General features: G+C 34.2%; 10 protein-coding genes. 1 reads left to right on the top strand and 9 read right to left on the bottom strand.

What is annotated here, in order from left to right; genetic code table 11:
- The 3 genes from WBQ70_RS03850 to WBQ70_RS03840 form a co-directional block, all read right to left on the bottom strand.
- Positions 1–319, bottom strand: a 319-nt coding sequence (locus WBQ70_RS03850) for a DUF1456 family protein (RefSeq protein WP_423910810.1), incomplete at its 3' end; no start/stop codon positions are given.
- A 61-nt stretch (positions 320–380) separates the two neighbouring features.
- Entirely contained in the window at positions 381–1403 is a 1023-nt protein-coding gene (locus WBQ70_RS03845) for an aminotransferase class I/II-fold pyridoxal phosphate-dependent enzyme (protein ID WP_423910807.1), read from the bottom strand.
- Positions 1400–2419, bottom strand: coding sequence for a dipeptide epimerase (locus WBQ70_RS03840; RefSeq protein WP_423910804.1), 1020 nt, complete (start codon positions 2417–2419; stop codon positions 1400–1402). The genes WBQ70_RS03845 and WBQ70_RS03840 overlap by 4 nt, the downstream gene beginning before the upstream one ends.
- A gap of 291 nt (positions 2420–2710) precedes the next feature.
- On the opposite strand from WBQ70_RS03840, the gene WBQ70_RS03835 reads away from it, so the two are divergent.
- The gene (locus WBQ70_RS03835) at positions 2711–3112 is read left to right on the top strand and encodes an excinuclease ABC subunit B (RefSeq protein ID WP_423910801.1); all 402 of its coding nucleotides are present in this window, start codon (positions 2711–2713) and stop codon (positions 3110–3112) included.
- On the opposite strand, the gene uvrB is transcribed toward WBQ70_RS03835, so the two are convergent.
- The 6 genes from uvrB to WBQ70_RS03805 all read right to left on the bottom strand — a co-directional run.
- Entirely contained in the window at positions 3109–5103 is a 1995-nt protein-coding gene (gene uvrB, locus WBQ70_RS03830) for an excinuclease ABC subunit UvrB (protein ID WP_423910798.1), read from the bottom strand. The two genes, WBQ70_RS03835 and uvrB, sit on opposite strands and share 4 nt — an antisense overlap.
- A gap of 119 nt (positions 5104–5222) precedes the next feature.
- Positions 5223–5444, bottom strand: a complete 222-nt coding sequence (locus tag WBQ70_RS03825) for a hypothetical protein (RefSeq protein ID WP_423910795.1) — start codon at positions 5442–5444, stop codon at positions 5223–5225.
- Between the two features lie 255 nt (positions 5445–5699).
- Positions 5700–6692 (bottom strand): 23S rRNA (adenine(1618)-N(6))-methyltransferase RlmF, encoded by a 993-nt coding sequence (gene rlmF / locus WBQ70_RS03820; protein ID WP_423910793.1) that lies wholly within the window; start codon positions 6690–6692, stop codon positions 5700–5702.
- Between the two features lie 206 nt (positions 6693–6898).
- On the bottom strand, positions 6899–7561 hold the full coding sequence (locus WBQ70_RS03815; RefSeq protein ID WP_423910790.1) for a thiamine diphosphokinase: 663 nt from the start codon (positions 7559–7561) through the stop codon (positions 6899–6901).
- 197 nt (positions 7562–7758) lie between these two features.
- Complete coding sequence (locus tag WBQ70_RS03810) at positions 7759–8580, bottom strand: DUF4249 family protein (RefSeq protein ID WP_423910787.1); 822 nt, start codon at positions 8578–8580, stop codon at positions 7759–7761.
- A 4-nt stretch (positions 8581–8584) separates the two neighbouring features.
- Positions 8585–10545 (bottom strand): TonB-dependent receptor plug domain-containing protein (locus tag WBQ70_RS03805; RefSeq protein ID WP_423910784.1); only part of this gene is annotated, 1961 nt, incomplete at its 5' end.

The raw sequence follows: 10545 nt of genomic DNA, 5'->3' as shown, positions 1-10545 counted from the left end.
CTTTTGGGGTTGCTTTAAATTCGGCTCTTTCTTTTGTGCTATCTTTTGCAGGAATTTGAGCTTTATGTTTGGCTAAAACATCATTTGGATTTTTTGGATTTTCTTTTGTTCCTCTTAAATGGATTACTAAGGCATTTAAAAAATTACGTAATACTTGATCACCACATTCCATATAATTAGGATGTTTTTCATCTCTGAAAAAAGCGCCTAATTCTGATTTTGAAATTCTAAAATCAACTAGTTCTAAAATTTCTACTATTTGATCATCACGCAACATTAAAGCTACACGTAATTTTTTGAAGATATCGTTGTTTGTCATCATATATTTATTTTTTACAAAGGTACGTTTTAAAAGTAATTGAAATTGATTTATAATCTTTCTATCTATTGAGTATGGCTATTATTTTGTCTAAATCGTTCTTCTTATGATTGGCAGTAAATACAATGCGATATAAATCTTCCTTTAAGTTGGTGTATTTAAAATGAGTGACTATAATTTTCTCTTCATGGAGTTTTTTTTGTATTCCTTCGATTTTAGGATATATAACAGGATATTTTGGGTTGAAGTCGATATTTTTGTTTTGTTTTATTTTAGAATAGATGTATTCTAGTTTTTTTTGAAGTTTTTTGTGTTGTTGAAAATAGATAGATTGAGCATCAGCTATGGTTTGAACAAAAGCAGGATTCATCCCAGCGCTTGAAACAAAGCTATCTGTTTCTTTTATTAGATTGATAAAATCCCTGTCAGCTGCTATTACCCCTCCCGTTAATCCAAATGATTTTCCTAACGAAGAAAGCATTATTTTTCTTTTTATATTAGGATAATTTGTTGATGAAAATATGCCACAGCCATTCTTTCCAAGGATTCCAAGAGAATGTGATTCGTCAATAATTAAAGTGATTTCCTTGTAAGGAGAAATTTTTTCTAAAATAGATAAATCAATAGCTTCAAGGTTAAATGAAGGGACAGCATCTGTCAGAATTGTAATTTTTTCGGTAGTAGTATTTGTTAAGCGAGGATTTATTTTTCCATCAATAAAAAAAGGGAGACTATTTTGACTCTTTAGAGCCGTGTGGGTATCAGGTAAATAAAAAAAGCAATCCGTCAATGGGGATATAGCTTCTATAATTAATTTTCCTGCTAACATACCTGAAGAAACTGTTACAGCGGCTTCAGCTTCAATGAAGTTAGCTAAAAAATGTTCCCCTTCATCGTAAGCAGTTAGTTTGATGTTAGCATTTCTTGAACTTCCATAAGTCGTTCCCCAGCGTTTAATATTTTTAATAAGTAGTTTTTGAAATTTTTTATGATTGGGTAACCCTAAATAGGCTGTACCTCCAAAATACAAATAGGATTCATTGTCAATTGTTATTTTTCTATCAGGAAATTGTTTGACTTTCATAGAGATTCATTTAAAAGAACACCTGTGCCATCTATGTCAGTATAATAAATTTGGCCATTTTCGATACGTACTCCTTCAGCAATGTCTTTAGCTAACAATAAAGGGCCATCCATATCAACATAATCCAATTGAGGTAATAAATGGGCAATTGCTGAAATTCCTACTGAAGATTCCGTCATGCATCCCACCATTGTTTTAAGGCCTAACTTCTTCGCTTCTTGAATCATTCTTCGGGCAGGAGTAAGTCCGCCACATTTTACTAATTTAATATTGATGCCATGAAAATGATTGTGACATTTGGCTACATCTTCTTCGATAATGCAACTTTCGTCTGCAATGATGGGTAAAACCGATTTTTTAAAAACTTCAGAATGTCCTTCCCAGTTATCTGCTTTTAGGGGTTGTTCTAAAAATTCTACTCCCAGTTTTTGTAACGCTATAGCATTACTAATCGTTTCGTCCACTCCCCAACCGCAATTAGCATCGATTCTAAAAATAGCATCTGAGTGTTTTCGTAACTCTTTCACGATAGCGATATCCTCAGGTGTACCTAGTTTTATTTTATAAATAGGCCACGGCAATTCGTTCATTTTGGCAACCATTTTAGGAATGGTATCTATTCCAATGGTATAATTTGTTAATGGATTTTTGTCAGTATTATAATGCCATAAATCATATAGTTTCTTCCCTTTTTTTCTAGCATATAAATCAGTATATGCCATGTCTAAAGCGCATAAAGCAAATAGATTATTCTGTAAAGAAGGATGGATTTTGTTCCAAAATATTTCAGGTGTTTCATCACTTGAGGATTCAATTACAGAGCGTAAGGTTTCTAATTCACTTGTCATTTTTGGGATCGTAATATTGTAATAAGGATTTGATGTGGCTTCACCAAATCCAGAAAATTCTCCATCTTTCAATTCGACAATCAAAGAAGGCTGAATGTCAATAGATTCTCTTGAAATGGTAAAAGTGTGTTTCAATTTTAAATCGAAAGCTCGAAGAATAAGTTTCATATCAATTGCTTTTTTAGTTTAATCGCATTCAAAGTTGTACAATATCTAAATGTAATAAATTAATCTAAGTTTAGGGAGTATTTTTGACGTATTAAGGATAAATGTTGATATTGTTTTTTGCTTCTTTTGATTAAAAAAACAAGAGATATTTCTTTTATTTCATTGCTGATTTGTAGCCTTATATTGCTTTTTTGATAAAAAACATAGCTTCAAAAAATTATATTATCAAATAATCAATTGTTTTTTGGTAATTGTTATAAAAATGATAAATTAGCAGAAATTAACAGTGGCATGGATATCTACCAAGAAAAGAAAAATTTACTTTTAGACATGATTGCTTATGCAACTGTCAATGAACAATTAGATAAAAAAGAATTTGATTTTTTATTTATGTTAGCCAATACATTAGATATAGAAAAAGGAGGTTTTATGGAGTTGTTTTATAAAGGAACTACATTAAAGATGATAAAAGATGAATCCGTTCGGATTCTACAGTTTTATAGATTGGCAATTTTAATGCAAAAAGATAAAATACTGTTTATAAAAGATGCTGTAGCCATCAAACGATTTGCGATCCACATGGGCGTGAATCTTGATGCCGTAAAAAAGGTTTTAGATAAAATGAAAGCAGCACCAGATACTCAAATTAGTATCAATGAATTGTTGCGTATTTTTAAAGAATACGCGTATTAAACTGTTTTCTCTTGCAATACTTTAATTTCATCTCTTAATTTAGCTGCTTGCATAAAGTCAAGTTCTTTGGCCGCTTTTTCCATCGCTTTTCGTTTCTCACGAATACGTTTATCAATTTCAGCTTTCGATAAATATTCGGTTTCTGGTTCGGCAGCATTGTTTAGCGTATGTCCTAATTCGTATTCTACCAATGGATTTTTGGTAATAAAAGCACTTTCAATTTTTTTATTTAAAGCCTGAGGTATAATATTATTTGCAGTATTGAAATTGATTTGTTTTGTTCTTCGATATTCAGTTTCGTCAATAGTTTTTTGCATACTGGCAGTGATTTTATCAGCATATAAAATCGCTTTTCCGTTTAGGTTTCTTGCCGCACGACCTATCGTTTGTGTTAGCGAACGATGAGAACGCAAGAATCCTTCTTTATCTGCATCTAAAATGGCTACAAGTGAAACCTCGGGTAAATCCAATCCTTCACGCAATAAGTTGACTCCAATCAATACATCAAACAATCCTTTTCGTAAATCTTGCATGATTTCTATTCGTTCCAAAGTATCCACATCTGAATGTATGTAACGACAACGAATTGATACCTTAGTCAAGTATTTGGCCAGTTCTTCAGCCATTCTTTTGGTTAATGTAGTCACGAGAACACGTTCGTCTAATTCGCAGCGTTGTTGAATTTCTTCGATTAAATCATCAATCTGGTTCAAACTTGGGCGAATTTCAATAATGGGATCTAACAATCCTGTTGGTCGAATGACCTGTTCTACATAAACACCATCACATTTTTGCAATTCATAATCAGCTGGTGTTGCTGAGACATAAATCACTTGGTTTTGCATGGCTTCAAATTCTTCAAACTTCAACGGTCGATTGTCCATGGCAGCTGGCAAACGGAAACCGTATTCGACTAAGTTTTCTTTACGGCTTCTATCGCCTCCGTACATGGCATGTACTTGAGATAGTGTAACGTGACTTTCATCGACGACCATCAAATAATCTTTTGGGAAATAATCCAATAAACAGAAAGGTCTTGTTCCTGCTTGTCTGCCATCAAGATAACGAGAATAATTTTCGATTCCAGAACAATATCCTAATTCCCGAATCATTTCTAAATCGAAATTCGTGCGTTCTTCCAGTCGTTTGGCTTCCAGATGCTTGCCAATTTCTTTGAAATAATCCACTTGTTTAACCAAATCTTGTTGTATTTCCCATATAGCACCTTGCAATACATCTGGTGAAGTGACAAACATATTAGCAGGATAGATGGTTAGTTTTTCAAATCGTTCGATTACTTTGGAAGTGTTGACATCAAAAGATTCAATTTCTTCGATTTCATCTCCAAAGAAGTGAATGCGATACGCATCATCAGCATAGCTAGGATAGACTTCAACGATATCACCTTTAATTCTGAAATTCCCAGGAGTAAAATCGGCTTCTGTTCTAGAATATAAACTTTGTACTAGGCTGTGTAAAAGTTTAGTACGTGAAATTTGTTGGTCTTTTTCAATTTCAATCACATTTTTTTGAAATTCGACAGGGTTTCCAATACCATACAAACAAGATACCGAGGCGACCACAAGAATATCTCTTCGGCCTGAAAGTAGGGAGGAGGTGGTGCTTAATCGCATCTTTTCAAGTTCTTCATTGATAGATAAATCTTTTTCAATGAAAACCCCTGTTACGGGCATAAAAGCTTCGGGTTGGTAATAATCGTAATAGGAAACAAAATATTCTACTGCATTGTTTGGGAAAAACTGCTTGAATTCCGAGTACAATTGAGCAGCCAGTGTTTTGTTGTGTGCTAAAACCAGAGTGGGTCTTTGTATTTCCTGAATCACATTGGCAACAGTAAACGTTTTACCTGAACCTGTTACTCCTAACAGTGTTTGGTGTTCGTCGCCATCATTAATCCCTTGAACTAATTTTTTGATGGCTTCAGGTTGGTCGCCTTTGGGCTGATAATCGGATACTACTTGGAAATTCATTTAGTAAAGTTGCAAAGTGATTGAGCTGCAAAGTTACAAAGATTCTTTGCAATACATTAATGATGTAAAAAGCAAAAAAAAGTCATGACTATAAAATCATGACTTTTTTTAAAGTAAAACTACTTAGCTTTATTCATAGTGAAAATTCCACCAACAAAAAGTACAGCTGCTAAACCTAAGTATATATAGCCTTGTTGTTTTCCTGATTCGTTTGAAGCATCTATTTCTAAACCTAATACATTCACTTCTGCAGTATTGTTTGATACTTTGTTAATTCCAGTATATCCAATTCCTAAACTAAGAATGATTAGTACTATTCCAATAATTTTTGCTGTGTTCATAATAGTTTGTTTTTAAGTTTTAGCTAAGTTAGGGACTCTAGTACTGTCTGAAATTACAAGAATAGTATGAAATGTTTCATTTTTACCACTTTAGGTGAGGTTGTTATGGTGTACTGCCCCAGATAGAAGCGACAGCCCCGAGAATGTGGTTGCTATTTTTTACTCACGCTACAGAGCGACCGCAGGAAGCTCCTGTAGTGGGATTGTAAAAAAAGCGAACACATGGAGGGCTATAGCGAATAGCTGGAAATAGGCCTAAAAAATAATGGGTTTAGGTTCTTCAAAAGACCAATCATTTTGTTGTTTTTCACTTAAGAAAGTCCAAGCGAGAATGCGACTTGTTTTTTGTCCTTGTGCCATATCGATCGTTTTGATGGTGACCGCATTGACTTTGTTGAGTATTTTGTAAATGCTTTTTAAGTGTGACTGTTTAGCCACTAGCGTAGTGAACCAAAGACACTGCATAGGGTATTTAGCGCTTTCGTAAATCATTTGGCTAATGAAACGAAATTCTCCACCTTCACACCATAATTCGGCATTTTGTCCTCCAAAATTCAAGATGGGTTTGGTGGTTTTTATATTTTCTAAGTTGTTGATTTTACGGATGCTTCCTTTAGTAGCTTCTTCTTGAGAGGTATGAAAAGGAGGATTGCATAAGATGAAATCAAATTTATCTTCGGGCGTTATAATGTTTTTGAAAATAAAACGAGCTTCAGTTTGTTGTTGTAAACTGATGGCTTCAACTAAATGTGGATTCGCTTCAATAATGTCACTACAGTTGTCAATGGCTTTGTCGTCAATGTCAGTACCTACAAAACTCCAACCATAAACCGCATTTCCTAATATTGGATAAATACAATTAGCGCCTACACCTATATCTAAACCTTGAATAATATTGCCTTCAGGAATGACCCCGTTATTGCAAGACGCTAATAAATCAGCAACGTTATGAATATAATCAGCGCGACCTGGAATAGGCGGACAAAGATAACCTTTAGGAATATCCCAGTTTTGAACGTTATAATAAGTGATAAGTAAGGCCTTATTTAATGCTTTTACCGCATCAGGATTACTGAAATCAATAGTTTGCTTGGTCTGTTCGCTTTCGCTCGAGTCTATCAGGTGTTCGTTTATGCCTACATAGGTTTTTAACTTTGGATAGTTTTTGCTTAAAAGTTCAAAATCGTATCGAAATTTATGCAGGTTTCTTGGGTGTAAATTGGTTTTCTCCGTAATTGTCTTTGACATGGCTTTTTGATTTCGGTGCAAAGGTAGGGAATTCAAATTTGTTTATACCTTAATACTTAGTTATTTGAGGGGCTAATCATATTAAAAAAAGGCAAACACGAATTAAACGAATTATCACTAAAAAAAGCTGTATAAATTGCACTAATCTGTCAGAGAGAGCTTAATTATAGCGCTAATACTATCTTTTGCCAAATTAGTTTTTAGAACTAATCCATGCACTCCATTAGTAATAAATCACCTTTTTCGTGTTCGATTCGGACAATTCCGTCTTCTGCTACAAAATTGCTGCTTCCAGTTCTGTAGCCTATTGTTAAATTGTCGTCTTTCAACGGGTAAAATAAATTTTCAGAATGGATGCCACTTACATGTCCCACTGGAATTAAGGATATTGGGGTGTTTTTAGGATACCATTTGTCAAACTTTCGAGGCAATAAAAATACTTTCGAATGGTCGTCTAAAATGACAATTTTCAATACCTCTCGGTAACGAACAATATTTGTCAAATTAGTAATCGTATGATCGGTGCGTTTTCCTGTTGCCCAAACCACATTTACAGCAGGAATATTGCGTTCGACTAGATAATCAAAAGCCTTCTCTAAGTCGGTTTTATTTTGGTCTGGTGTATGTACTATTTCGATGGGGAATTGTTTTTCCTTGTAGTAATTAGCGTCAAAATCTCGGTCAAAATCTCCCAGTAACACATCAACTTTAATTCCTAATTCAATCACACGATCCATTGCTGAGTCCAGAACAATAACAATGGGTGACCATTCGAGAAGTTGTCCCAATAATTCAGGGTTACAAGCAGCGCCATTGGCAATGATTAAAGCAGGTTCTTGGTCATCGCGTACGATATGGTGTGAAGACATTTTATTGAATTTGGGAGTAAAGATAATTAAATACTTATTAGTAGCTTTTCCTGCTATCCGCTTTAGCCCTCCTTCAAAACGCTTTTTATGCTAGGTCGTTACAGGAGCTTCCTCTGGTCGCTCTGTAACTCCTGCATAAAATAGCCTTTTTCAGTCAGGGCTGTCGCTACTATCAGGGCTAGGTGATCTGAATGTATTTATTGTACTGTATAGTTTCGGCTGTCTATTTCACTCAAATTAAAATAACCCAAAGCATAATCCGCTTTGTTGGTCGTATTGATTATATTTCCACGTACCGTAGCAGGAGGTGATTGAAAAGGACCGCCACCACCGCCACCAGCAATGCTAATAAGCACATTAAGATAGTTGTAATAGGTTTTTGATATGCCATAATGCGTTACTATGACTTCATCTCCTTTTTTTATTTCATTAGATCGGGACAAACTAAAAAAGCGATTGCCTTGAAATAATGTATCTTCATCAGCATAAAACGTTTGTTTTATTTTATCAGTAAAAATATATTGGAATAAGTAAAAATTTGTTTGGTTAGCAGGGTCAGTGAAGTATGTTTTAAGTTGGATATCTTTTCCTGAAAAACCACCTTCGTTATTTTGGATAATTTCTTCAATTGGCGCTACTGATGCTAGTATTTCGGTAGCGGTGTAGGTAACCCCGTTTAAGTTAATATTTAATGTATAGACTTCATTAAGTACGGGAATAAAATCAGTACATAAATATTCTCCTGTATTATTAATTTCGATAAAATTAAAGGTATTATTTGTGCGGTTTTTTACCGTAATTATCGCTCCTGAAACAGTTGGGATTTGGCTACTATAATAAGAAGTAGTCGTTGTCAGTTTTATTTTTTGTTCTTTTCCTGTTGTACCTTTTAACCATTTTATAGAGGCCTCTACTATTAATTTTGGAGGACCAGTGTTTAAATCTACGTCAATTACTTCTTGACAACCATTCAAAAATAATGTTAATAGTAGTGCTATAAGGATATTTATCTTTTTCATTGTCTTAAAATTTAAAGTTGTAAGTTACTGCAGGAACGATTCCAAAAATAGAAGTTCGTACCGCTTCATTTGCTCCTGTATCTGTGTTTTGTCTAAAATTAATAGCAGCAGCATTCTGACGATTGTATAAATTATAAATACTAAACACCCATTCGCCTTTCCAGTTTCTGTCAGCATTTCTTCTAGGTGTCAGCGTTGCTGATACATCAAGATGGTGATAAGCTGGCAAACGATTTTCGTTTCTCAAACCATAGCTTGGCACAACAACTCCTTGATAGGTATATTGTCCGTTTGGAAACGTAGCAGGTTGTCCAGTTTGTAAAGAGAAATTGGCTCCAAAACTCCATTTCTCATTCAAACTATAAGCAGCAGTTACGGCAAGATTATGCGTTTTATCATATACAGAACGGTACCAATTACCGCCATTTATACCTAACTCATCTGAGGTTCTTCCAGGTGTTTGTTGTTCTGACTTAGATAATGTATAAGAGATCCATCCACTAAGATTTCCCTCATTTTTTTTCAACATCACTTCAAGACCATAAGAACGCATTCTACCGTTTAGAATAACTTGTTCAATGGCTTTATTCGCAATTAAATCAGCACCATCAATATAATCCAATCTATTTTGAACTTTCTTATAATAGGTTTCTACTTCAAGTGAGTACATTTTGTCTTTAAAGTTTTTGAAATACCCTATCGCCACTTGATCAGCAATTTGTGGTTTAATAAAATTATCACTTGGTGTCCATACATCCAGCGGGGTAGGAGAGGAAGTATTCGTTATTAATTGAAGGTATTGTACCATACGATTGTAACTGGCTTTTACGGAACTTTCATCCGTTAGTTGGTAAGAAACAGCTAATCTTGGTTCTAAGTTATCAAAACTTTGAATGACTTTATTTTTGTCGTAAAATGTTGCGCCTATAGGTGTGGCTTTTTCATAAATCTGTTGGTCTTTGTTGAATACTATTGGATTGTTGTCCGCATAAATGTTTACTGTTGACTGACCTAAACGATAAAACATACTATATCTAAGACCATAAGTAACAGCAATTTTTTTTGTAATATCTTGTTCAGCACTAATGTAAAGAGAAGGTTCAAAAGCATATTTTTTGTCCAATTGATCTGGATTAATTCCTGAATCAGCCTTTGAAGGATTTATGGTACCAGGATTAAAGGAGTAATAAATAGCATTGGCACCATAACTCAATTTGAGTTTATCGGATACATAATGTTTGAAATCATATTTAATATTGTAATTTTTAATACCTGAATCCCAATTGAAACCTATAAAATCCAGTTCTAAACCATAATAGTAATCACTGTATATTAATGATAAATTAGAAAATAATTTATCTGAAAATAAGTGATTCCATCGTAGGTTAAGTGTTGAGTTTCCATAAGTGTTTGAGAAACTTTTGTTGATTGAAAATACATCACGCCCAAAATACCCTGAGAAATACAAGTTGTTGTTTGGGTTGAGTTTATAACTCAATTTGGTATTTAAATCATAAAAGTATGCGGCGTTGTTTTTTTGATCTTCGGACAGTTTCAAAAATAAATGGGCATAGGAACTACGTCCTCCAATTAAAAAAGAACCTTTGTCTTTTACCAAAGGACCTTCTAATAAAAGACGACTCGAAATCAATCCTATTCCACCACTAGCATGAAAGGATTTACTATTACCATCTTTTTGATAAATATCTAAGACAGATGAAGCTCTTCCTCCAAAGTTAGCGGGAATACCACCTTTGTATAATTTTAGATCTTTGATCGCATCAGGATTAAATACGGAGAAAAATCCAAAGACATGTGAGGAACTAAAGATAGTAGCCTCATCCAGTAAAATTAAATTTTGATCCGCGCCACCACCCCGAACATTAAATCCAGAGGCTCCTTCTCCTGCATTAGTTACCCCTGGAAGTAGTAAAAGAGATTTGATCACATCAACTTCTCCTAATA

Origin of the sequence: Flavobacterium sp. (genome assembly GCF_049590715.1) — a bacterium.
GTDB lineage: Bacteria > Bacteroidota > Bacteroidia > Flavobacteriales > Flavobacteriaceae > Flavobacterium.
This window is presented reverse-complemented; position numbering and strand designations above follow the sequence as displayed.